This is a genomic window from Rhizobium rhizoryzae, from assembly GCF_011046895.1.
In the GTDB taxonomy this organism is placed as follows: Bacteria; Pseudomonadota; Alphaproteobacteria; order Rhizobiales; family Rhizobiaceae; genus Neorhizobium; species Neorhizobium rhizoryzae.
Genome location: NZ_CP049250.1, coordinates 2,432,857 through 2,455,066, shown reverse-complemented (window position 1 = coordinate 2,455,066; position 22,210 = coordinate 2,432,857). Strand labels below are relative to the sequence as shown.

General features: G+C 58.9%; 16 protein-coding genes and 1 other annotated feature. Of the genes, 6 read left to right on the top strand and 10 right to left on the bottom strand.

Annotated elements, in window-relative coordinates; translation table 11 throughout:
• Positions 1-256 precede the first annotated feature (256 nt).
• The 4 genes from G6N80_RS17640 (at position 257) to G6N80_RS17625 (ending at position 4,105) form a co-directional block, all read left to right on the top strand.
• Entirely contained in the window at positions 257-763 is a 507-nt protein-coding gene (locus G6N80_RS17640) for a SixA phosphatase family protein (protein ID WP_165135689.1), read from the top strand.
• Between the two features lie 134 nt (positions 764-897).
• Positions 898-2,373, top strand: a complete 1,476-nt coding sequence (locus G6N80_RS17635; protein WP_165135686.1) for a YcjX family GTP-binding protein — start codon at positions 898-900, stop codon at positions 2,371-2,373.
• Complete coding sequence (locus G6N80_RS17630) at positions 2,370-3,428, top strand: YcjF family protein (RefSeq protein ID WP_062554302.1); 1,059 nt, start codon at positions 2,370-2,372, stop codon at positions 3,426-3,428. The genes G6N80_RS17635 and G6N80_RS17630 overlap by 4 nt, the downstream gene beginning before the upstream one ends.
• 116 nt (positions 3,429-3,544) lie before the next feature.
• Positions 3,545-4,105, top strand: a complete 561-nt coding sequence (locus G6N80_RS17625) for a hypothetical protein (protein ID WP_165135683.1) — start codon at positions 3,545-3,547, stop codon at positions 4,103-4,105.
• Here G6N80_RS17625 and folK read toward each other — a convergent pair whose 3' ends face one another.
• The 3 genes from folK to folP are packed head-to-tail and all read right to left on the bottom strand — an operon-like array spanning position 4,106 to position 5,779.
• Positions 4,106-4,612, bottom strand: a complete 507-nt coding sequence (gene folK / locus G6N80_RS17620) for a 2-amino-4-hydroxy-6-hydroxymethyldihydropteridine diphosphokinase (protein ID WP_165135680.1) — start codon at positions 4,610-4,612, stop codon at positions 4,106-4,108.
• Positions 4,613-4,619: 7 nt separating this feature from the next.
• Positions 4,620-4,985: a dihydroneopterin aldolase gene (gene folB, locus G6N80_RS17615; RefSeq protein ID WP_165135677.1), complete on the bottom strand. Its 366-nt coding sequence runs from the start codon at positions 4,983-4,985 to the stop codon at positions 4,620-4,622.
• Positions 4,982-5,779, bottom strand: a complete 798-nt coding sequence (folP, locus tag G6N80_RS17610; protein ID WP_165135674.1) for a dihydropteroate synthase — start codon at positions 5,777-5,779, stop codon at positions 4,982-4,984. Before folP ends, folB begins: the two co-directional genes overlap by 4 nt.
• A 182-nt stretch (positions 5,780-5,961) precedes the next feature.
• On the opposite strand from folP, the gene G6N80_RS17605 reads away from it, so the two are divergent.
• Positions 5,962-6,579: a DUF922 domain-containing Zn-dependent protease gene (locus G6N80_RS17605; protein ID WP_165135671.1), complete on the top strand. Its 618-nt coding sequence runs from the start codon at positions 5,962-5,964 to the stop codon at positions 6,577-6,579.
• Between the two features lie 638 nt (positions 6,580-7,217).
• Here the strand turns inward: G6N80_RS17605 and G6N80_RS17600 are convergent.
• Together G6N80_RS17600 and G6N80_RS17595 are read right to left on the bottom strand one after the other, a co-directional pair.
• Complete coding sequence (locus G6N80_RS17600; protein WP_062554778.1) at positions 7,218-7,538, bottom strand: 2Fe-2S iron-sulfur cluster-binding protein; 321 nt, start codon at positions 7,536-7,538, stop codon at positions 7,218-7,220.
• Positions 7,539-7,646: 108 nt separating this feature from the next.
• Entirely contained in the window at positions 7,647-8,015 is a 369-nt protein-coding gene (locus G6N80_RS17595) for an Hpt domain-containing protein (RefSeq protein WP_062554298.1), read from the bottom strand.
• Between the two features lie 464 nt (positions 8,016-8,479).
• Between G6N80_RS17595 and G6N80_RS17590 the strand changes: the two genes are divergently transcribed.
• Complete coding sequence (locus G6N80_RS17590; RefSeq protein ID WP_165135668.1) at positions 8,480-16,273, top strand: apolipoprotein A-IV repeat region-like domain-containing protein; 7,794 nt, start codon at positions 8,480-8,482, stop codon at positions 16,271-16,273.
• Positions 16,274-16,389: 116 nt separating this feature from the next.
• On the opposite strand, the gene G6N80_RS17585 is transcribed toward G6N80_RS17590, so the two are convergent.
• From G6N80_RS17585 to G6N80_RS17565, 5 genes are all read right to left on the bottom strand, one after another.
• Positions 16,390-17,877, bottom strand: a complete 1,488-nt coding sequence (locus G6N80_RS17585) for a SulP family inorganic anion transporter (RefSeq protein WP_165135665.1) — start codon at positions 17,875-17,877, stop codon at positions 16,390-16,392.
• Between the two features lie 75 nt (positions 17,878-17,952).
• Positions 17,953-18,008 (bottom strand) — a sequence feature (sul1 is cis-regulatory element that is thought to sense ions involved in sulfur or methionine metabolism; They are found in Alphaproteobacteria).
• Positions 18,009-18,141: 133 nt separating this feature from the next.
• Positions 18,142-18,738 (bottom strand): ABC-type transport auxiliary lipoprotein family protein, encoded by a 597-nt coding sequence (locus G6N80_RS17580; protein WP_062554777.1) that lies wholly within the window; start codon positions 18,736-18,738, stop codon positions 18,142-18,144.
• Positions 18,739-18,767: 29 nt separating this feature from the next.
• Positions 18,768-20,138, bottom strand: a complete 1,371-nt coding sequence (locus tag G6N80_RS17575) for an MCE family protein (protein WP_062554295.1) — start codon at positions 20,136-20,138, stop codon at positions 18,768-18,770.
• A gap of 5 nt (positions 20,139-20,143) precedes the next feature.
• Positions 20,144-20,980, bottom strand: a complete 837-nt coding sequence (locus G6N80_RS17570; RefSeq protein WP_183898005.1) for an ABC transporter ATP-binding protein — start codon at positions 20,978-20,980, stop codon at positions 20,144-20,146.
• Positions 20,981-20,987: 7 nt separating this feature from the next.
• Positions 20,988-22,151, bottom strand: coding sequence for an ABC transporter permease (locus tag G6N80_RS17565; protein WP_062554293.1), 1,164 nt, complete (start codon positions 22,149-22,151; stop codon positions 20,988-20,990).
• Positions 22,152-22,210 lie beyond the last annotated feature (59 nt).

Sequence of the window (22,210 nt, the reverse complement as noted above, 5' to 3'; positions counted from 1 at the left end):
CAGCTCTCACGCGGCGTCCTATACTCCAACACACCAGACTTGCACAAGCCTTGTGAGCCTTATCAATACATTTTTAAATCTGTCATAAATTTCGGCTAAACGACTATATTTTATGCGCTTTTAGTCAGAGTCATGTAGACCCGCCTCCTCAACCCTGATCTGTAGCTGATATGTTATCCGCTAAAGATAGTGGTGTTGACGGCCATAACGCGATCTTGTTACTTCCCTTTGAGCCTCCTTATCTTACGAATGTTTTATGGAAAAACCGAACCCGCCCCCTTTCGAAATCTACCTGATGCGGCATGCCCATTCCGGTTGGCCGAAGCCCGGAGAGCGCGACTTCGACCGCACGTTGGATGAGCGTGGCATAGCGGAGGCAAATGCCGTTGCTCGCATGGCCGCCAGTAGCGGGTTCAGGCCGGATCTGCTTCTATGTTCGTCAGCACATCGCTGCCGCGGCACGGCCGCCTCCGTCATCGAAGCCATCGATGAGGATATGCCAGTTCAATATCTGGACGAACTCTACAATTCGCACGTCGAGACCTATCTGGCGATCATAAGGGCGCAGACGGTCACTCGATTGATGATCATCGGCCACAATCCTTCGATTGAGGTTCTGCTGGAAACGATGATTGGTTCCGACCTGACGGCATCGACTGTCCCGGCGGGTTTCCCGACCGCTGGCTTTGCTGCACTTGGTCATGATCATGGCAACGGCCCCACCCGCGGGCCCTGGCAGTTGAAGGCGTTTCTCTCCCCGTAGATCCGCTTCTTGCCCACGGTACGGGAAATAGCCGTTCAATGCGCCGTTGGCACATGATGAGAATCTGAATCCTCTCCCTTTTTCGCGTTGGCCCAATCTCTATATGGAGGGAAGCGAAATGGACGGATCTTACATTGTCTCCATCACTGACGACATTCCGGGATGATGCGCTGATTGCGCTGGACAGCCTGGGCGATAAAGTGACCAATCTGCTGAACCCGACCGTCAGGCTGGGTGTCACCGGCCTTTCACGCGCGGGCAAGACGGTTTTCATCTCATCGCTTGTGCACAATCTCCTTCACGGTGGTCGCCTGCCGCTTTTCGAGGCAGTCCGGTCAGGGCGCGTCTCATCGGTTCGCCTTGAACCTCAGCCGGATGATGCGATCCCGCGTTTTCAATATGAGGATCACGTCCAGGCGCTCGTGCGAGATCGCATTTGGCCGGACTCGACCCGCGCCATTTCCGAACTACGGCTGACGATCCAGTATGAGAGCGCAAGCGGCTGGAACCGGATGTTTTCAGCCGGAAAGCTGTCCATCGACATCGTTGATTATCCGGGCGAGTGGCTGCTCGATCTGCCGCTCCTGGGTCAGGATTATCGGACATTTAGCGAAAACACGACCAGACTGGCCAGATCCGGGGTGCGCCGAGAACTTTCCGCGGAATGGCTGGATTTGGCCGCGACGCTTGATCCGAATGGGCCGGCGGACGAAATGACAGCAAAGCGTCTCGCGGAGCGTTTTGCAGCCTACCTGCGTGCCTGCAAATCGGACGAAAGATCGCTGTCAACACTGCCACCGGGACGCTTCCTGATGCCCGGCGATCTGGATGGCTCGCCTGCCCTCACCTTTGCCCCGCTGCCCGACATTGGCGACCAGCGACTCGAAAAAGGTAGCCTTGGCGCGATGATGGAGCGGCGGTTCGAGGCCTATAAGTCGGTCGTTGTTCGACCCTTCTTTCGCGAGCATTTTGCACGGCTTGATCGTCAGATTGTGCTGATCGATGCCTTGCAGGCTCTGAACCGTGGACCGGAAGCTGTGCAGGATCTGGAACGGGCCCTGCAGGATGTTCTCGCCTGTTTCCGACCCGGCAGCAATTCCATTCTCTCCAGCCTGATGGGCAGACGGATCGACAAGGTTCTGATTGCCGCGACCAAGGCCGATCACCTGCATCACGAAAGCCATGACCGGCTGGAAGCGATCACGCGCCGTATCGTCGATCGCGCCATCGAGCGCATAGGAATGGCGGGGGCTGGCATAGAGGTCATGGCCATGGCCTCCGTAAGGGCGACGCGTGAAGCCGTCGTGCGGCAGAATGGACAGGATCTTCCGGTTATCACGGGCACCCCCATGCAAGGCGAGACGATCGGCGGCGAGACATTCGATGGAAACCGGAAAACAGCAATATTTCCCGGTGACTTACCGGAAAGATCGGATTCACTTTTTCAAGCTTCCGATTCAATATCTCAGGAAAGTCGCCTACCGCATTTGAACATCGTGCGTTTTCGCCCGCCCAACCTGGAGGAAAGCGGCTCAGGCGCAACGCTGTCCATCCCGCACATCCGCCTTGATCGGGCGCTCCAGTTTCTGATCGGAGATCGTCTGGCATGACGACGGATAAACAAACACCACCGCCCTTCTCCCCAAGAAGACCAGAGGCGTTTTCTCTGGAAACCGGGAATACCGCTGCCGCGCCGCGCAAGCCGCAAGCCTTCGATGAAGGTTTCACCGTTGTGCCGGACGAGCAGGATGTGTTTCTACAGGCGTCTGAACTGGGCGCAGCGGCAGAGCTTGAAGCGCGTCCACGCAAACGTCGCTTCTCTTTTGGAAAGCTGGCGGCGGCGGGGATAGGCGCTTTCCTGTCCATGGCCTTCTGGCTTTGGGCTGATCAGATCGTTAGAGATTTGTTCGCGCGGTCAGATTGGCTTGGCTACGCGGCCGTCTCGCTCCTCGCTTTGTCAGCACTGGCCCTGGTCGTTGTGGTCGGTCGAGAAGTACTGGGCCTGATGCGCATTGGTGCGATCCAGCACATCAAGAATGAAGCTCAGTCAATTTTACCGAAAGATTCGCCGCGTCAGGCCAGATCGCTTGTCACGCGGCTTGAAACCATTATTTCCCATCGCGCGGAAACCGCACGGGGGCGTGCCGCCATTGCAGCGACGAAGGACGACATCATTGATGCCCCGCAGCTGATTGAACTGGCCGAAAGCGAACTTCTGGCACCTTTGGATGCCCGTGCCCGGACGATGATCCTTGCGGCCTCCAAACGAACCTCGGTCGTCACCGCGGTCAGCCCCCGCGCGATTGTCGATCTCGCCTATGTCTTGTTCGAAGTCACGCGGCTCGTTCGCGCCATGGCTGAGCTCTATGGTGGCCGGCCGGGGACGCTGGGCTTGATCCGTCTTTTGCGGGATGTCGTGGCACACTTGGCCGTAACCGGTTCCATCGCCGTTGGCGACAGCCTTGCGCAGCAGGTCCTTGGACATGGCTTGGCGGCGAAGCTTTCCACGCGCCTCGGCGAGGGTGTGATAAACGGGCTCCTGACAGCCCGGATCGGCATAGCGGCCATGGATCTTTGCCGTCCACTGCCGTTCAAGGCCTTGAAAAGACCAGGTATCGGCGACTTCATGTCGGACATCCTGTCGACGACGAAATCGCCTTCCTGATCAGTCCCCTTCCTGATCAGTGCAAAGGCGGACAATGTCAAAAAAGAAACCGCTCATTAACCATCCCGACGTATGGTTAAGACAGTTCAGGACGCTGCTCGCCCAAGGAAAGTCAAATGGTCTCGCGCTTCTTTTCGCCCAAAGGCGGGCTTTTTCTCATTGCAGGCATCGCGCTCGTTGCCTCGCATTCCGTCGCAGATGCAGGGTCTCGCGATAAGGCCTTCTTCCAGACTGCATCTGGCGTCTGGTCAGGTCCGGGCGAGATCGTTGCAGGCAAGTACAAGGGTACCAAATTCACCTGCAACCTGACTGGCGAACCCAACAAGGATGGCGATGCCGGTATCAAGCTGGATGGCACCTGCCGGGTAGGCGTGTTCAAGCAGCCAATGTCCGCCGTCATCAAGCAGGCGGGCGGCTCCTACAAGGGACAGTTCCTTGATGGCGCTGCTGGCAAGGGCCTTGATATTGTGTCAGGCGCAGTGAATGGCGACAAGATCGTCGTTGGTATCAACCGTGCAAAGCTGAATGGCGCCATGATCGCCCGCATGCAGGATGACAATGCGATGAACATCACGATCTCGGTCAAGGTCGAGGACGAGATGGTTCCTGTCATTGGGCTGGCCCTGAAGCGCGATACGGACCAGATGGCCGTCGGCGCCATTGCGGCAAACGAGTAGTCACTGGTGGCTTAGCCACCAGTTGCCGTCTCGGCTTTCGATCTCGATGCCTGCTTTGTCGGCCTGGTTCAACCAGGCCGAAACCGTTTTTCCAGACACGATGTGGTGAGGCAGCAGATCTGCAAGCGGCATCAGAACAAAGGCGCGCTGCGTCATGCGCGGATGCGGGACTTCCAGCCCCTCCACATCGATGACGGCATCGCCATAGGTCAGCACATCGATATCGATGGTACGCGGACCCCACCGCTCGATGCGAACCCGCTTCATGCTTTTCTCGATTGCAAGGCAAAGATCCAACAACGCGAGCGGCTCAAGGCTCGTTCTCAGCACCGCACAGGAGTTGAAGAAATCGGCCTGATCCGTTTTTCCCCATGGTGGTGTTCGATAGAGACGGGACACACCTGTCAGGGAGCAATCCGGATGCTGGCCGAAAGCATGAAGCGCCTCTGACATGGCTTTGATTGGATCGCCGAGGTTGCCGCCAAGGCCGATGCTTGCCTGCACCATTCGGGAATCAGGGCCGGTGCTCAACGCGCACCTCGACAAAATCCAGAATTCCGGGGATCGGCACGCTCGGCTTGCGAACGGTGATGGCCGCGCGGCGTATCATCGGAAATCGCGCACAGAGTGCCAGTGCCACATCCTGCGCCAAGGCCTCGATCAAAGCGCGCCGCGTTCCTGTTACGACCTCCTCGATCACCGCAAAGGCATGGCCATAATGCATGGTGGCGTCCAGATCGTCCTCGGTCAACGCAGCGTTCGCCGGCACGTCCAGCTCGGCATCCACGAAAAAGCGCTGTCCAAGAACGGCTTCTTCCGCCATCGCACCATGCCTCGCAAAGAAAGCGCAGTTCTTGAGGGTGATCGTGTAGATGTTCAATTGTCCGTCTCCGTATCGGCGCCGCGCGCCTGCAGCACGGCATCCGCCATGCGTAGTGCATCGCGATTGACGGCAACATTATGAACCCGGAACAGGGAAGCCCCCGCCAGTCTCAGCATTGTCGTAGTCGCCGCTGTTCCAACGTCCCGCTGATCGGCCTGATCTCGGCCCGTCGTGAACCCGATGAAGCGCTTGCGGGACGTCCCAACAAGAAGCGGCATATCGAGACTGGTCAGCTCTTCGAAGCGCGCCATGAGCGAAAAATCCTCGTCCCGGTCCTTGGCAAAACCGAAACCTGGATCAAGAATGATGCGGTCTCGGTCAATACCGCCCTTGGCAGCAACATCCATTTGCCGGGAGAAGAAGAAGCGCTGATCGTCGATGACGTCGGCAAGTTTTTCGGCTTCGCGACCGCGCCCGGTATGCATCATGATGAGCCCTGCGCCGGTCTCGGCAACCACCGTTGTCATGGCAGGGTCATGGCGCAGACCATACACGTCATTCACGATATGAGCACCCGCTTCCAGCGCAAGCATTGCGGTCTCGGCCCGGTAAGTATCTACCGAGATCAGGCAATCCGTGCTGTTCGCCAGCGCTTCAATAACCGGGAGAATGCGGCGTTGCTCTTCCAGCGGCGTCACCGGCTCTGCACCTGGCCGGGTCGACTCGCCGCCGATGTCCAGAATGACCGCACCCTCCTCAACCGCCTTGAGCGCATGGGCTACGGCTACATCGACATTCATGTGGCGACCGCCATCCGAAAAGGAATCGGGCGTCACGTTGATGATCGCCATCAGATGTCCTGTCGGACCCAATGGCAGTGTCCGGTCTCTTCCCACTGTCCATAGTCTGTTGCCGGGAGATATCACGTTTGCCTCAATAGCCTTGGGTAACGAAAATTTTCGCGCTCGCGCTGTTGCGATGGCGACGGCTATGCCCCAAGCTTCCGCCAACTGCAATCTCAATAAGGCACAGAATGTTGGTCGCCCGCCGCATCAGTAGCGTTTTCGGCGCAATGCTCGTCGTTCTGCTTGTTCCACTGCTCGCTGGCGCAAGTCCGCGCATCACGAAGACCTATTCCTATTTCTCGATCAGCGGGCGAACGGCAGACGATCTGGACGATCAGCTCCAGAAGCACGGCCCACTGACCCGCTCGACGGGTTTCAGACACCCCGGCGCCACGCAGATCAAGTTTGGCGGTGAAGTGACATATCTCGAAACAGATCGGAACTGCTCGATCGGCGACGTGAACGTCACGCTGAAGACCCATATTACCCTGCCCCGCTGGGTCAATCGCAGACAAGCGACAGACACGCTTGGCCTGATCTGGGATACGCTCTCGGCCGATATCAAGCGACATGAGGAACGGCATGCCGAAATTGCGCGTGGCTATGCGAGAAAACTGGAGAACAGTTTGCAGTCTCTTGGTTCCCGCAAGACATGCAAGGAACTCGAAAGCGAAGTCGGTCGCCTGACCAAGAGCATGATCGAGGATCATGATCGCGATCAGCTCCAGTTCGACATCATCGAGTCGAAGAACTTCGATTCTCGCATGATGCGGCTGCTGAAGAACCGTTCAGCATCCGCGAATTGAAATTCAGGCATCCAATCAGCCCAATTACAACCCTGCCCTGCCAGCAACTGTATACAAACGAATCAGCATCGAAACTTGCGTCAAGCTTGCGTGACATGCCGTGATTGATCGGTGAAAACTTCCAATAGAGTTTGCGTCAGTTAACGGCTACATTAAGCCTCACTGAAAGAGACGAACACGAGACGTCTTTGGAAGTTATGGTCCCGTTGCCGCATGCGAGGCGGCGCATGCGGCAACGCCCACAACACTGAATGCCACCCGGGACATGCACCGTCTTTGGGTGATCCAGACTTCCCGGCAATGACGCGTTGGCTCGATGATGACTGCGTCAACTTTGCCCGAGGACGCTCCGATCACGGAGCCCTTGAATGAGCTTCCGGTGCGCGGAGCACATCTCCGCAGTGAGCACTAAACCTGCGCAGTTCGCTGCACCCTTGTTTTACGTGCCTGACCCCTGCGGCACATGACGTGTCATTGTTTCCCGAGTTCGCGAATGACCCTGTTCTCCCGGCGTATCCGGATACCGAAGGTGACTCCTCCCTCGCCTTATGGTGATACGCCCGCCTTGGCCTCGCCTGCAAAATCCGCGGCGAGGCATTTTTTTGCGCGCTTACACCAGACAGAAAAGCTGATCTCGATCAGCCTTGACGCTCCGGAACAGACACGACCAGCCCATCAAGCTCCGGCGTGACTTTGATCTGACAGGAAAGGCGGGAATTAGGCCGGACATCGGCCGCAAAATCCAGCATGTCTTCTTCCATTGGAGCTGGTCCGCCAACCGCGGCGGTCCAGGCATCGTCGACATAGACATGACAGGTGGCACAGGCGCAGGCACCGCCGCATTCGGCATCGATGCCCGGAACCGAATTGCGGACAGCGTTTTCCATGACAGTCGAACCTGGCTGCGCGTCCAGTTCAAAGCGAGTTCCGTCAAAGGCAACGATGGTAATTTTTGTCATGGCTGTTTCCCGAATGCAAAAAGAGGCGGCGATGTCTTCCGACAATTCTCCGCCTCAGTCAACGAGATCTGGGCTTAATCAATCGAGCCTTGATCGAAGGCTTTCAGATCAGCGCATCAATTTCAAAATGAAGTTCTCGGCCTCAACGACTGCGGCGCTGATGGAAGCAAGATGCCCTGCATCGGATGGATTGGCTTCCAGCGCCTCGGCATGCTTGACAACTCGAAACGCACCGACAGCGGACGCTGCGCTTTTCAACCGATGAGCAACATCGGAAAGTGCCTTGCCTTCGGCAACCGCCATGTCATGGAGGGCGGCGCGCGCCTGCCGCGCGAACAGGTTCAGTATTTCGTCTTCCAGCGCCTTGTCGCCCATGGTCTGTACGGCAAGATGCACCAGATCAATTGGACTTCCCGAGCTCATGCGACCGTGCTTTTCCAGCGAAGGAGCTTCGAATGCGATGCTTGCCGATGCCATGTCCCGATACCTCTTTTGCCTTGGCCTCTACGATCAGCCTACATCAAGAAGGAACAGGATGGAGTTCGGTTTAATTTCGGCACAGCAGCGACGCTATTTCTTTGCTTATGGTTAATTTGCGCTAAGCGCTACCAAATTAACGGGAATCGATCCGTGATCCGGTTTAAAAACTGTTAACAACAACCCGCTGTTGATCCACACTGGGGAGGCTGAATTGTCTAACACGCGGTAATGTGCCACTACAGTACGCTTACAGCAGGTGTGAACATGACGCTCTCAACTGCTAAATTATTGGACCAAGCCTTTCTTAAGTCCTGTTTGCAAGGAAGGTACGGAGCGAAGTGAATAGGCGGCTTTTGCACGGTTTTCTGCGCAGAGCCGTTGGCTTGATTGATGGTTTCGCGAGCGGCACAACGGCGTATACCGCAATCGGCCGGACGAGTATGTAACGAGGCGTAACCTGCATGGCAAAGAATCCGCACAGCGAGTCGATGGACGAGACCGCATTCCAGGCACTGGAAGATGCGCTGAAAATCGACTTCAACGATGAGCCGGAGCCCAAGGCAGCGCCGCGTCGAAAGTCATCATCATCTGCCCAGGAGGCGCCGGTGCCAGAAACACCGCAGCAGCGTTCATCAGCATCGCAGCAGAAGACCTCCGGAGGCGGATCGGGCCAGTTTCAGGAGAACCTCAAAGGCGGCTCCGAGCCGGTGGCACCAAAGTCGCCCGCATTCGCGCCGGCAAATGATAGTGGTCGGCGTACGACCTCTGCCATCATGCGATCGCTTGAGAGCGGCTCGATGCGTTCGGCGCTCCGCAACGCGGCAATCATTTCGGTCCTCTGGGCCGTTGGAGGTCTGGGCCTCGCACAACTCCTCTTCGGCAGCGCTCTTTGGGATGTAGGCTCCACGGCAGACGTTGTATCGCGTCCCGGCATTCTGGCCGTGATTGTCGGCATCATTGTGCCGATCATGCTGTTCTTCGCCTTCGCGATCATGATGGCGCGCGCACAGGATCTGCGAAACGCCGCCCGCTCGATGGCGGAAGTCGCACTCAGGCTTGCCGAACCCGAGACGATTGCATCCGAACGCATCATGTCGGTCGGTCAGGCCGTCCGGCGCGAAGTCTCTGCCATGAACGAAGGCATCGAGCGGACCATTGCCCGTGCCACGGAACTGGAAACGCTTGTCCACTCGGAAGTCAGCGCGCTGGAGCGTAGCTATGCCGACAACGAGCTTCGCGTACGCGGTCTCGTGCATGAACTGGGCTCGGAGCGCGACGCGATCGTCAATCACGCTGAACGCATCCGCTCGTCCATCGTCGGCGCCCATGATCAGTTGAAGGAAGACCTGTCGCTGGCAACGGAGGAAATCGCCGTTCGCCTTGCGACCTCCGGCGAAGCCTTCGCGTCGATGATCGACACCCGCGCGGCGACGCTCATGGAGCGTTCAAACGCAGCAGGAGAAGCTTTGAGCACGCTTCTGGCCGCCAAGACGGAAAGTCTCGTCAAGGCGCTGGGAGCGTCCGGCTCCAGCCTGGCGAATGAATTCGACAGCCGCCTTGAAAACCTGAATTCCACGCTTGCCTCTCGTGGCCGTGAAATCCTGCGGGATTTTGAAACCCGTGCCTCGACGCTCGACGCGAGCACGGAAAAGCTCAATGCCGCGCTTGCCGAGCGCACCCGCCTGCTCAACGAGACGCTGGTTACCCGTACCCGCGAGATCAGCGAGAGCCTGACAGGCGGCGAGCGCCAGATTACCGGCTCCCTGAATACCGTCCTCAAGTCTCTGAACCAGTCGCTGGAAGACAAGGGCGCAAGCTTCCGCCAGAGCCTCCAGACCGCGGCAGATGACGCCATCATGGATCTCGACCTGCGAACAGGTCTCTTCGAGGATCGGCTGCAGGCTTCCATTGGCCAGCTGAGCACCACGTTCGATGACGGACTGGAGCATTTCACCTCAGCCTTCGACAAGCGTTCCGGCACGCTCGCCTCAAAGCTCACCGAGAGTCTCGCCCGCATCAGCGAAACGGTAAACGGCGGATCCGACTCCATCGAGGGCATTCTTTCGACCAGTATCGAGCGCCTTGGATCAACCCTGACCGATCATTCGCTTTCGATCGCGACGACGCTGAGCACCAGCCAGGAGGTTCTGGAGAGCTCGCTCGAGCGCGGCTCCAGCCAGTTGGGCGATGTGCTCGATAACCGGACCCGCAAGCTGACTGCTGAGCTGGAAGAACGTAACCGTGTTCTGAATGAAGGAATTGAAACACGCGGTCGCGTCCTGATCGACGATCTTCAGACACGCGGTCGCGCCGTGACGGAGAGCTTTAGCCAGACCGCAGGCCAATTGTCGGACGGTCTCGAGATCAGGACCGCCATCCTGACGGAAATGCTCGATTCGCGCCGCACGGCGCTGGTGGATACCTTCGACAGCAGGGCCGCGGCTCTGACATCAGAACTTGATCAACGCCAGACAACGATTGATACCGCCCTCGCCCAGAACAACCAGCGCCTCGAACAGACACTGAACTCGCATCAGCAGGCGCTCCTCGGCGGCCTTGAAGAGAGAACGCGCGGTCTGTCGGAGACGTTGGAAAGCCGAAGCGCCGCTCTGATCGAGGACCTCGATGACCGAAACCTGCAAATGGCGAGCGCTCTTGCGGCACATAGTGCCGTCATTACGGACAATGTCGCCAATGCGCACGAGCGGATGCAGACCGTTCTGAACGAACGCGGCGAAGCGCTCACCTCCGCACTTCAGGAAAGCGAAGCGCGCTTCCAGAGCACGATCACCACTCGCACCACGGCTCTCGAAGCTGCTGTGTTGAATGCACCGGACCGCATGGCCAATGTTCTGGACGAGCGCATCAGCGGAATGTCGCGCGTCCTGAGCGAGGGTCAAAGCCGCATCGAAACCAACCTGTCCCGCAGCATGGGCGAACTGGGCGAATTGGTGACCGGCGTGAGCGACCGGATCGCAGACACGTTAGACGACAAGGCCATGGCCCTGACGACCAGCCTCTCCGTTGGCGAGGATCGCCTGACACAAGCGATTGAGATGCATACGGAATCGGCATCGCGGGTTCTGTCGCAGGCTCATCAGAAGATCGAGGGCGACCTCGGTCAGCGCGTGAATGAACTCGGCACTCTGGTCGGCGAAGTTGGTGATCGCATTGCGGATTCCATGGGCGAGCATGCGCTTGCCCTGACCACCAGCCTGTCGCTCAGCGAAGATCGCATCACCGGCGCTATTGACGAGCGCACGGATGCCGCCGAGCGCAAATTGGTGCAGGCGCAGGAAAAACTGGAAGCCGGTGTCGGTCGCCGAATCGGCGAACTCAGCGAAATGGTCGAGGGTGTCACCGGACGCATTACCGAAGCGCTTGACGATCGGGCCATGACGCTGACGACGGGTCTCGCTCTCGGCGAGGATCGGTTTGCCCAGGCACTTGAAGATCACGCCAACAATGCCGAAGGCCGCATTCTGTCTGCCCATCGGCGAATTGAAGAGAACCTTGGCAGCCGTCTTGACCAGATTGGCGGTCTTGTCGCTGGCGCGTCGGAACGGATTGCAGAAACACTGGACGACCGCACGCTCGCTCTGTCGACCGGGCTGGCACTCGGCGAAGATCGGCTCACCCAGGCGCTCGAAGATCACGCCAACAATGCCGAAGGCCGGATTCTGTCTGCGCATCGGCGAATTGAAGAGAATCTCGGCAGCCGTCTTGACCAGATCGGCGGGCTTGTCGCTGGCGCGTCGGAACGTATCGCAGAAACACTGGACGACCGCACGCTCGCTCTGTCGACCGGGCTGACACTCGGCGAAGATCGGCTCGCACAGGTTCTGGATGAGCATGTGGAGACTGCGGAGCGCAGACTGGCAACAGCGCGGGATCGGATTGAAACAGGCCTGGGGCAACAGGTCGAGCAGCTGGCAAACACGGTTTCTGGTGCAAGCGAGCGTATCGCAGATGTCCTGGACGATCGTACTCTGGCGCTCGGCACCTCCCTTTCGCTGGCCGAGGATCGTCTGGGCTCGGTCCTGGATACCCAGTCTGAGCGCATGGCTCGCACCCTGTCGGACGGTCATCGCCAGCTGGATTCGGATCTGGAACGCCGTGTCGATCAGCTGTCCGGCACTCTCGGAAACGCCAGCGAGCAGATCACCTCTGTTCTGGACGACCGCGCCACGGCCTTCGCGACTGCACTTTCGACGGGTGAGGAGCGGCTTGGCAACCTTCTCCACAGCGGAACCGAGCGCGTATCCCGCACCTTGACCGAAGGCCACCAGCAGATTGAGAGCGAACTCGGTCGCCGCGTCGAGGAACTCGGTTCCATCGTCAGTGGCGCTGGCGAGCGGATCGGCGAATCGCTTGATGACCGCGCACTCTCTCTGAGCACCACGTTTGCGCTGAATGAAGATCGTCTTTCGATGCTGTTCGAGGAAAAGGCAGCATCGCTGATGTCGACGGCCGAGCAGGCCGATGCGCGTATCGAACAGAGCTTCTCCTCGCGGGCGGAAGCCATCCGTTCTGCCTACGAAGACAACCAGCAGCGGCTTGACCAAACGCTTGCCAGCCGCCATGACCAGATTGCCCGGACGCTTTATACCGGCGCGGAAGCCATTGATCGGACCGTCGGCACAGCTGCCGAGCGGATCGACAACGCGCTGGCCTCCAGCACCTCAAGCATCGAACGTAGCCTGGATACCGGCATTGCACGTGTCACCGACGTGATCGGCAGTGGCCAGGCGCAGATCTCGACGGTTGTCGATTCCGCCGCGGAGAACTTCGCCAAGGCATTCGATACCGGCCATGATCGTTTGCGCGACACGCTGCAGAACAGCGAAAGCGCGATACACTCTACGCTGGACAATGCGCAAACGCGCCTCAGCGATCTGATGACCGATCAGTCGATGTCGATCGGCGCTACGGTCGCCACAAGCGTTGGCATGCTCGAAATGTCGTTCGAGAACCAGGCTGACCAGCTTCGAAGCCAGATCGAGGCCGCAGGTTCCAGCCTTGATGAGCGGCTCCGCAATACGGCTGGCACCATCACGCAACGTCTCAGTTCTGCGGCGACCGAGATTGAGAGTTCAGCAGAGACCCTGTCGGCGCGGGTCCAGCAGACGGTGACTGGCGTTGAATCGTCCCTCGCCCAGACAGGCGACCGCATAGAAACCACCTTCGGCGGTGTTGAGCAGCGTATCCGTGGCCATATCGATGATGTGACCGGACTGGTCGAGCTGGCAGGACAGGATCTGTCGCAGCGTCTGGCCGAACGCACGAGCGAGATCGAGCGCGTCAGCACCGAGAGCGTCAACCGTCTGAGTGAAACCGTCACGAAGGGCGTTTCCGATTTCGAGCGAATTGCAGGCGATGCGTCGAACCGTCTCGACAGCACCTTCGCGACAGGCACGTCCCGTGTCGACGAGCGTCTTTCGACGATGGACCGCGCTATCGGCATCGGTCTCGAGAATGTCAGCAAGACGATCGAAGGCCGCGCCGCATCGCTGGCGACAAGCCTGCGCGATGCAATTGGAACGGCTGCGCGCGAATTCGATGCAGAAGCGCTCCAGGCTTCCGAGGCCTTGACCAAGGCTGGCGCTCAGTTTTCCGAACAGCTTGGCTCGAAGAACGAGGAATTCGCGCGTGCGCTGGAAGAGCGCTCGAATGAAATCGCCGGTCGCATCGGTGAAACGCAAAACCGCCTTGCGGGTCAAGCTGCTGCCGTCGCACAGGCGTTCTCTGAAGCTGGCAACTCGATCATGCATAAGGTTGCCGAAGCCGGATCTCTCGTTGAAAAGCAGGTCGGCACCATCAATGAATCGCTTGATGCGGCCCAGCAGCAGTTGGATCAACGGGGCGAAACCATTCGCGGCAAGCTTAGCCAGACGGTTGCTTCCATCGAGGGCACATTGCAGTCTGTCGATCAGACGATGGTCAACCGTGGGGCCGAACTGCGTGCCACACTCAACCAGACCGCGGATGACATCAACACTGCGATCGAGGCCGTCGACAAGGCTCTGGAAGCGCGTGGCGAAGCGATCCGGGCGAACCTTGATAACCGCACCCGCGACCTGAACTCCATGCTGGCGTCTCGCTCGGCAGAGCTCTCGCGTCTCATCGAGGAGCAGGCTCGTCCGCTTGTGAACCAGTATGCGGAAACCGGCCGTTCGGCCGCGGAACGTCTTGTTGCCGCCGCGGAAGAAGGCGCAAGCCGCGTCTCCGCAGCTGCGGAAGGCAGCAGCGTTCGGGTCCGTCAGGAAAGCGCGTCGATCGTCGAAGCCATCACGGCACGCACGAATGAAACGCTGGCCGCGATCACCGAACGCACACAGATGGCGGCAGGCACCGTCCGCAACCTCGAAAGCGGTTTGCTGCGGAATGTCGAAGATCTCGTCAGCCGTCTGGAAGCCAGCAATACTGGCATTTCCTCGCTGATCGATCAGGCCGCTCGCGAGATCGGCGTTACGGTCGATCAGGCCTCGGCACGCCTGGCGGCTGCCGATCAGAAACTCGACGCTGCGGCAGCCCGCTTCACCGAAAGCTCATCCAACGCTGCCGATATGGTCGCAAGCTCCAGCCGTCTGCTCGACAACAACGTCGATCGGCTCACCCACATCTCTGGCCACACACTTGGTCAGGTTGGCAGCATCGTCGGTCGTTTCGACGAATACACGCGCGTGCTCGATCAGGCTTCGGAGCTTCTGTCTGCCGCCCAGTCGAACCTGTCCAGCACCCTGACCGAACGTCAGGATGCATTGCGCGCCCTCTCCTCCGGCCTTGTTCAGCGCTCGGAAGAGATCGAAACGAACATGCGCAACATTTCCACTATCGTGGAAGGTGCCCTGCAGCGTGTCGAAGAACGTTCCGCAGAGGTTGGCGGCACCATCCGCCAGAACCTCCAGTCGTCGTTCACCGATATCAGCCGCAACCTCGATGCAGCCCAGCGAGAAGCCGCCCAGACGGCAGAGGGCATGCGCAACGTCCTGATGAGTGCCAGCGAACAGGCAACCCAGGCCATCGAAGGAACCCTGTCGGAAGCCGAGAAGCGTTCGCGCCTGCTGGCAGATCGTATGCGCGGTGGAATCGCCGGTTCGCTGGCGGATGTCGAGAAGGTGTTGGCAGACGCGGCGGACAAGTCCGATGCGACCGCGGAGCATATGCGCGACAGCCTGCGCCGGTCCGTGGAAGAGGCCGTACAGCGTTTTGCCGGTGCGACCGATGAAATCCGCCGTGCCTCGTCGGATATTCGCCGCGAGCTCGATGATACGCGCAGCGAACTGAAGCGCGGCGCGTTCGATCTTCCTGAAGAAGCAAAGGAAAGCGCTGCTGCCATGCGCCGTGCGGTCTCCGAGCAGATCAAGGCGTTGCAGGATATTTCGGCGCTGGTTGGGCGCTCCAGCCAGTCGCTTGAAGTCTCGCGGCCAACGACCCCGTCTGCCCGTGTCACGACGACGGCACCTGCCCCTGCTCTTGCCCCGGCGCCTGCACCCATGCCCGCCCCACCGCGCGCTCAGGTAGCTCGTCCGGAAGCGCAGCCGCAGCAACGTATCGAAGCACAACCGCAACCTCAGCCCCAGCCAGAGCGGATGACACAACGTGCGCCGGCTGCACCTCAACAGCCCACACCGCGTTATGACGACTTCGGCGGCGGGCTGCGCGGGAGCCTGCCCATGGATCGTCCGGCACCGCCACAGGCCCCGGTTCAACCTCAGTCCCCATCGGCTTCGGCTCCGCGGCGTCCTGAATCTGCTGCGCAGGCAACGCAGACCGGTGGCTGGATCAGCGACCTCCTGCGCGGCGCGTCGCGTGACGATGATGGTCACGAGGAACGCCCGGTCCAACGTACCCATGCGCGCCCGGCAGAGCAGCCGGTACGCAATGGCGATAGCCGCAATCCCCGTCATATGGTTGAATCGCTGAATTCACTGTCCGTCGATATCGCCCGCGCTATCGACCATGATGCATCCGTCGACCTGTGGCGTCGTTACCAGCGTGGCGAACGCGATGTCTTCACCCGTCGGCTTTACACACTGAAGGGGCAGCAGACGTTCGATGAGATCCAGCGCAAGTATCAGCGGGAACCGGAATTCCGTGTCGCAGTAGACCGCTATATCGCCGACTTCGAAAAGCTTCTTTCCGATGTTGCCCGCACCGACCGTGATCGTACCGTGACGCAGAGCTACCTGACCTCCGATACCGGCAAGGTCTATACAATGCTTGCTCACGCGGCAGGACGCTTCAACAGCTGATCGCGAAAGAGACCGGACCGTAAATGCACAACAGCCGCCCCATGAGGCGGCTGTTGTCGTTTCAGGATTGGTTGGTAAGGCCAAACCCAGTGGTCCGGGTTTCCCGCTACCTGCCTTCAGTGCAGGGAAGCACTCGCCGCAAGCCGTTCGTCCTTGTCGTGCAGGGCAAAGCGGTCGATCATGTCGGCACTGGCTTCATTGAACCCAAGAACCTGCACGTCGTGACCGGCCTGGCGAAACTTCAACACCACCTTGTCCAGCGCGCCAATGGCAGTGATATCCCACAGATGGGCCTTCGTGAGATCGATCGTAATCCGCTTGGTGGCGTCGGAAAAATCGAAGGAATGGATAAAGGCTTCCGCCGAGGCAAAGAAGACCTGCCCTTCGACCGAATAGGTCACGCTATCATCGTCAGCCTTCATTTGGCGCGTGACCTTGAAAAGCCGTGCTACCTTGCCGGCAAAGAAGATGCCCGACAGCAGCACGCCGACGATCACGCCCTTTGCCAGATCATGGGTTGCGACAACAGTGATGACCGTCGCCAGCATGACCACGGAGGACGGCAGCGGATGGCGTCGCAGATCAAGGATTGATCTCCAGGAAAAAGTGCCAATCGAAACCATGATCATGACGGAGACAAGCGCTGCCATGGGAATGATCTTGACCAGATCGTTGAGCACCACGATCAGGAACAGCAGAAAGGCGCCCGCGACGAATGTCGAGAGGCGCCCCCGGCCCCCGGAAGTCACGTTGATGACGGACTGGCCGATCATGGCGCAGCAACCCATGCCGCCAATAAGCGCCGAGGCAATGTTCCCGGCGCCCTGTCCGACGCATTCCTGGCTCTTGTTGCTGGGTGTGTCTGTCATGTCGTCGACGATCTGTGCCGTCAGTAGGGATTCAAGAAGACCGACCGCAGCGAGCGTCACCGAATAGGGAAAGATGATCTGGAGCGTCTCAAAGGTTAGCGGAACCTGCGGGAGGGTTAGAAACGGGATCGTCGATGGGAGTTCGCCGAGGTCCCCGACGGTGCGCAAATCCATGCCGAACCACCACGCGACGCCAGTCAGGACAGCGATCGCCACAAGCGGCGATGGTATGGCTTTTGTGACGTAAGGAAAGAGATAGATGATGGCGAGACCGGCTGCGATCATTGCATAGGTGAGGTTGGGAACGCCAACAAGCTCCGGCAACTGCGCCATGAAGATCAGGATGGCCAGTGCATTGACGAAGCCGGTGATGACGGACCGGGAGACAAACCGCATCACGCGGCCGAGCCGCAGCCAGCCGGCTGCAATCTGAAGGATGCCCATCAGGATGGTGGCGGCGAAGAGATATTGCAGCCCGTGCTCCTTGACGAGCGAAATCATCACGACGGCAGTTGCTGCGGTCGCAGCGGAAATCATGCCCGGTCGACCTCCAACAAAAGCTGCAACGCAGGCAATTGCAAAGGAGGCATACAAGCCGACCTTGGGATCGACACCCGCGATGACTGAAAAGCCGATCGCTTCAGGAATAAGCGCAAGGGCGACGACGATGCCGGAGAGGATGTCGCCACGAATGTTGGAGAACCACTCCTGACGGTAGTTTGAAAGTGTTTGCATAGAGATTTTTTCACAGTTGATGCAACGGGCCGAGAGACGCTCGGTCCTTGAAAACGAAAATAGGTTGCGTTGCTGTGTTGTCTGGCGGATCGGCGGCCAGAAGAGCCACCCGGGTTTTCACCGGGTCCTTGTGGATAAAGCTAGATAGCCCACACAATCAGATTTTGCAAACGCGCAGCGTACGCGGCCCCTGCCGGATATGGCGCATCAAAAAAAGGGAGGCGCTGCCGGCACCTCCCTGAAAAATCCTTGATCTTTGAAAACTCAGATCGAGCGAAGCGTCCAGTCCACGATATCGGCTCCCACCTTTGCGAAGGCTCGATTGATAGCGCCAATGAACTTTGCATTGTCTTCGCCGGAAACCGGTACAGAAGCCCGGAAGACATTCTGTGCTCGCACCGATCCGTTGCGATCGTTGAGAATCTTGACGGAGATCTCAACCTTCGCAGTCCGTGGGCCGGACGTATCGATCTCAAACGAGCGAATATCCGCGACCACCTGATAATCGATGGCAAGGCCCTGCCCCGGTTTGCCGACACCCGCCAGCTTGCCCGAATTTTCAAATGCCTGGACGAGCTTGGACTGCACCATCTTCGGCAGCCTGTCACCCCACTGTGAATTCGCCAGATACTGGATTTCAGAAGGCGAAACGCGCACCACCACCTGCTCGCTATCCAGCGATTTCAGTGCGGTCGGCTCTGGAACCAGGATCTGCTTGCTCTTGGCAGAAGGTCCTTGCGCCATCGGCGTGATCGACAGATCGAACGTGTCATTGTTCGCCTTGCTACCGCAGCCAACAAGTAGCAGGGCCATGACCGGAAGGGCAAAGAGCGCCTTGGGAATAGAAATTGCCGGAACCATCTGCACCTCGGTTTTATCAAATCTTCGCATCAGCGCCGCGTCCTGCCATCATATTCCTTCACCGTTTCCCCGCCAAAGATCAGGCGCTGCGGGTTCTGGTCGAAGTTGGTGATCGTCTCGTTGAGATTCTGAACAGCCTTGCGGGTATCGCCAATCAAGGTTTGAACATCGCGCAGGCCGGTATTGGAGAAGCGGGCAAGGTTGTCCGCAATCGGCCCGATCCGGGAATTCAGATTGTCGGCGGTGGCCCGAATGGATTGCAGGGTTTTCTGCGCTTCGGCGAACAGACCCTTGGATTCATCGCCGCTGACCATCGTATCCACCTTGGCCAGAATGCCGTCGACACGCGTGGACGCCTGGTTCAGCTTCTGCGCCAACTGCGTGAAATCTTCGATCGCCTTGTTGATCTCATCGCGGCGGTCAGCCACTCCATCCACAACCTCGCGTGCGGAAGATAGTGCGCTGCGCGCATCCGCTGTCGCAGAGGTAATGTTGTCGACTGCGGTATTGACCTTTTTCGGATCGACCGCCGCCAGCAATTGATCGGCTCGCTTCAGCACCGACTGCGCCTCTTCGCTTGCCTTGTTGAACCCGGCAGCCGCATCACGCACTTCCAGCATGATACCGTCGATCTTGTCGGACGATTTGGCAATGTTGCCCGTCACGGTTTCAGCGTTTGTCAGGATATTGTTGATCTTGTCCGGATTAACGGCCTTTACCAGACCTTCAGCCGCTGCCAGCGTCGAATCCAGACGTTCCGAAACACGGTTGAACGTGCCGGAAAGCGCGGAAAGGCTACGCAGGAAGTCGTCAATTGCATCCGAATTCGCGCTTAGGGCGCCGGTAAAGGCTTCAGCGTGCTGGATCGTCCGGGTCAGCGGACCGCGCGCATCCGTTACGAAACCTTGAATCTGGCCAATTGCATCATCCGCACGCTGCAGAATCTTGTCTGCGGTCGCCAGAAGGTTGGTCACGCTCGATTGATCCGCGATCAGCACCGCTGGCCGGCCCGTATCCTGCGCCTTCTGCAACAGGTTGTCCTCGCCGGTCTTGCCGCCTGACAATTCGATATAGGCAGCACCTGTCAGGCCCTGCACTTCCAGAACCGCCTTCGTCGAAGGGTATACCGGAGCACTGGTCTGGACCTCTGTGAACGCGATCGAATAGCGCGGATCATCCGGGTCGATATTCAGGCTGCGAACGGAACCAACGGGAATGCCGTTGAAGCGTACCGCAGAGCCGACCGACAGACCGTTTGCGGAACCGGGAATGCGAATGGCAAGCTCGGCCATGGGCCCGCTGCGGCCATACTGCGCCATCCAGTAGACGAAGCCGAATGCGGCAGCGACCACCAGCAGCGTGAAGAAGCCGACAAGGGCGTAGTTTGCTTTAGTTTCCATGGGCGTTACTTTCCTGGCACCGCATTCGCATCGCCGTAATCCGTTGTAACGGACCGGGCGCGCTTTCCGCGGAAATAAGACTGAACCCACGCATCGTCGCAGGCCAGCATGTCGTCCAACGTCCCTTCCACAAGCACTCGCTTCTGGCCCAGAACCGCAATGCGGTCGCAGACAGAAAACAGGCTGTCTAGGTCGTGGGTCACCATATAAACCGTCAGCCCCAGCGTATCACGCAATCGGGCAATCAGCATGTCGAACTCGGCGGCACCGATGGGGTCAAGACCAGAGGTTGGCTCATCGAGGAAGACGAGGTCCGGATCGAGCGCAAGAGCGCGAGCAAGCGCCGCACGCTTGATCATGCCGCCCGAAAGCTCTGAAGGATATTTGTCAGCCGCATCCGCCGCGAGGCCCACCATGTCGATCTTGAGATAGGCCAGCTCATCCATGAGCGATTGCGGCAGATCGAGATATTCCCGCATCGGCAGTTGGATGTTCTCCTTCACGGTGAGCGAGGAGAAAAGAGCGCCATGCTGGAACAGCACGCCCATGCGCATATCCAGCGCCATGCGGGTCTTCACATCGGCCTTTTCGTAATCGACACCGAGGATATGGATCGATCCCGAACTGTGCGGAACCAACCGCAAAACCGTGCGCATGAGAACGGATTTGCCCGTACCGGACGCGCCGACAAAGCCCAGGATTTCCCCGCGATAAACGTCGAGATCAAGGTGATCCAGCACGGTCTTGGTGCCGAAGCTGACGGTCAGATCCCGCACGGACAGGATCACCCGGTCATCATCCGGGTGTTTCTCTTCAGCCGTGGTATCGTCCTGAACTGCCATGCTCATCCTAGAAGTCGATTGCGGAATAGAAGATTGCAAAAAGGGCATCCATAAGGATGACCACGAAGATGGATTTCACCACCGAGGCCGTAACATGTGTGCCGAGCGATTCGGCACTGCCACCTACCTTCATCCCTTCGACAGCCGAAACGATGCCAATGGCAAGCGCCATGAACGGCGCCTTGATCATGCCAGATGCGACGGACGAATAATCCACCGCCTCATGCAGCCGTGACAGGAAGGTCTGGAAGGTGATCCCGGAGTAAATGAAGGTCACGATGGCCGCACCGTACAGGGCCGCGAAATTGGCGATGATCGTCAACAAAGGCAGCGCAATCGTCAGCGCAACGAGACGCGGAAAGACCAGAACCCCGACAGGATTGAGACCGATTACCGTCAGGGCGTCGATCTCCTCGCGCATCTTCATGGAGCCGATTTCGGCGGTGATGGCGCTGCCAGACCGGCCCGCAATCATGATGGCGGTCAACAGAACGCCGATTTCGCGCAACTGCAGAATGCCGACCAGATCCACGACGAAGAGTTCAGCGCCAAAATAGCGGAGCTGGAAGGCGCCTTGCTGGGCAATGATGGCGCCGATCAGAAAGGACATCAGGACGATGATAGGTACAGCCCGCACACCCATACGGTCGATGTGCGTCACCACAGATGCCGGGGAAACGCCAGCGCCGCGACCACCCTTGAGCTGCGCGCCGCCGACGGCTGAGCCGAGGATGTGCAGCCCCGCCAGCGCGTCCTGCCCCAAGCTCCAGACGGCCTTGCCTGCTGGCTCAAATATGCGCTGGAACAATGTGCGTTGATCTTTATCGGAAGACGGTCTTTTCAGCCCGTCCTCCGGCAGGACGTCAACCAGATCGGACAGCGTCTTGCTTGCGCCGATCAGTTCCACATCGCGTCCTTCGGCCTGCTTGCCGTTGATCAGACGACGAATCAGCCAGGCGCCGGACGTATCGACAGCGTCGATACCGGATGCATCGATTTCGAGTTTCCCCTGGCCTTGCTTCTGCTCGGCGGCCATGAGGTCGTTCAGGACCTGGCTGATGCCACGGTTGCGCCAGTCTCCAGCCAGAACGAAGCGCTCAACACTCTCAGCCGTAGAGGTCATCTCAAGGGTTGCGGCCTGTTCATCGGCCGACTTCGGCTTTGCCTGCATGTAGGGGTGCTCGATACGCTTTCGAAAATTGAATAGAACCTGTCGGCAATATATCCGCC

Excerpts from the sequence above, each read along its gene's own strand:
- G6N80_RS17640 (WP_165135689.1), top strand. The coding sequence starts at position 257 with ATGGAAAAACCGAACCCGCCCCCTTTCGAAATCTACCTGATGCGGCAT.
- G6N80_RS17630 (WP_062554302.1), top strand. The coding sequence starts at position 2,370 with ATGACGACGGATAAACAAACACCACCGCCCTTCTCCCCAAGAAGACCA.
- G6N80_RS17625 (WP_165135683.1), top strand. The coding sequence starts at position 3,545 with ATGGTCTCGCGCTTCTTTTCGCCCAAAGGCGGGCTTTTTCTCATTGCA.
- folK (WP_165135680.1), bottom strand. The coding sequence starts at position 4,612 with ATGGTGCAGGCAAGCATCGGCCTTGGCGGCAACCTCGGCGATCCAATC.
- folP (WP_165135674.1), bottom strand. The coding sequence starts at position 5,779 with ATGGCGATCATCAACGTGACGCCCGATTCCTTTTCGGATGGCGGTCGC.
- G6N80_RS17605 (WP_165135671.1), top strand. The coding sequence starts at position 5,962 with ATGTTGGTCGCCCGCCGCATCAGTAGCGTTTTCGGCGCAATGCTCGTC.
- G6N80_RS17600 (WP_062554778.1), bottom strand. The coding sequence starts at position 7,538 with ATGACAAAAATTACCATCGTTGCCTTTGACGGAACTCGCTTTGAACTG.
- G6N80_RS17595 (WP_062554298.1), bottom strand. The coding sequence starts at position 8,015 with ATGGCATCGGCAAGCATCGCATTCGAAGCTCCTTCGCTGGAAAAGCAC.
- G6N80_RS17590 (WP_165135668.1), top strand. The coding sequence starts at position 8,480 with ATGGCAAAGAATCCGCACAGCGAGTCGATGGACGAGACCGCATTCCAG.
- G6N80_RS17585 (WP_165135665.1), bottom strand. The coding sequence starts at position 17,877 with ATGCAAACACTTTCAAACTACCGTCAGGAGTGGTTCTCCAACATTCGT.
- G6N80_RS17580 (WP_062554777.1), bottom strand. The coding sequence starts at position 18,738 with ATGGTTCCGGCAATTTCTATTCCCAAGGCGCTCTTTGCCCTTCCGGTC.
- G6N80_RS17575 (WP_062554295.1), bottom strand. The coding sequence starts at position 20,138 with ATGGAAACTAAAGCAAACTACGCCCTTGTCGGCTTCTTCACGCTGCTG.
- G6N80_RS17570 (WP_183898005.1), bottom strand. The coding sequence starts at position 20,980 with ATGGCAGTTCAGGACGATACCACGGCTGAAGAGAAACACCCGGATGAT.
- G6N80_RS17565 (WP_062554293.1), bottom strand. The coding sequence starts at position 22,151 with ATGCAGGCAAAGCCGAAGTCGGCCGATGAACAGGCCGCAACCCTTGAG.